The sequence below is a fragment of the Shewanella benthica KT99 genome (genome assembly GCF_000172075.1).
In the GTDB taxonomy this organism is placed as follows: Bacteria; Pseudomonadota; Gammaproteobacteria; order Enterobacterales; family Shewanellaceae; genus Shewanella; species Shewanella benthica_A.
Genome location: NZ_ABIC01000116.1, coordinates 1 through 1043, shown reverse-complemented (window position 1 = coordinate 1043; position 1043 = coordinate 1). Strand labels below are relative to the sequence as shown.

At 45.6% G+C, this 1043-nt stretch carries 1 protein-coding gene; it reads right to left on the bottom strand.

The features are described 5' to 3' along the window. The coding region (istA, locus tag KT99_RS19820; RefSeq protein ID WP_050774398.1) for an IS21 family transposase at positions 1-909 on the bottom strand (909 nt) is incomplete at its 3' end. Positions 910-1043 lie beyond the last annotated feature (134 nt).

The window sequence follows — 1043 nt, the reverse complement described above, 5'->3', positions numbered from 1 at the left end:
TTGCTCACTAAAGTCATGAATTCGACGAGCGGGTAAGGAGGACAAGTAGGCGCACTCCTCTAGATAACCGGTATGACATTGACGGTTAATTTTTGCAACAATGACATTGATGAAGTCTCGGTATTGCTTTAAATCAGTGAAATCACGACTGTCGCGTAATAACAGTTGTTGCTCTATCTTACGCTTTAGATGGCCATTAGGGCCCTCAATTGCGCCATTTTCATGGGCGACACCTTTGTTGTTTCGAGTGGCTTTTACCCCGTAATGTGTGCATAACTTGGTGTAGCGTTCTGTCAGAACTTCAGCTTCGGTGTGGTTTTTAAATGCAGCGCTTAAGCTGTCTGTACGGTGGGTGAGTGGCACGCCACCACTCTGCCAAAAAGCATTTTGAAGCCCTGATGACAGTGACTCAAAACTTTCACCACCGAGTACAACCTCGACATAGGTCCAGCCACTGAACACCAAACGGTAATGATAAAGCTTGTGCTTAAATGTGTTGCCAGCGAGGGTTATATTTAGCTCGTTGGCCCAAGTGTAGTCAGAAATGCCCATTGCCCCCGGCGTATGTTTCTGCCTGAAAATGACGTCTTGCTCAGGCCCGTGTATGACGCGCCATGTCTTAATTCGGCGTTGTAAAGTGCGTAGCTGTGAGCGCTCCAATTGCCCCGGTGCGATTTCCTCTAGTTTTTCGAATAATGTAATGGGCTGCAGTGAGGGTTCTTTTTCAAGCAACGGCACAACATGCTGCTCGAAAAGACCATTAAGAGGATCTTTTCTGGTCGCGTATTGACGTGGTAATTTGCTGGTGTTGTGTTGGCCAGCATCAATTCGTCTAGCTGAACGGGAATAAAACCCCGCCTTTGCCGCAGCAGATGATTGAGTCTGTTTAGGTTTATTACGATAAGACATATATAGGTTAACCTGTAGTTGGTTTATGGGTTTTCCAGGCATATAAATCTCTCAAGAATTATGTATGCCTAAAGATGACCAAAACCGGACAAGCTAATTGTCGCGAACTGGCCAAGTTAATTGTCGCCTAATAA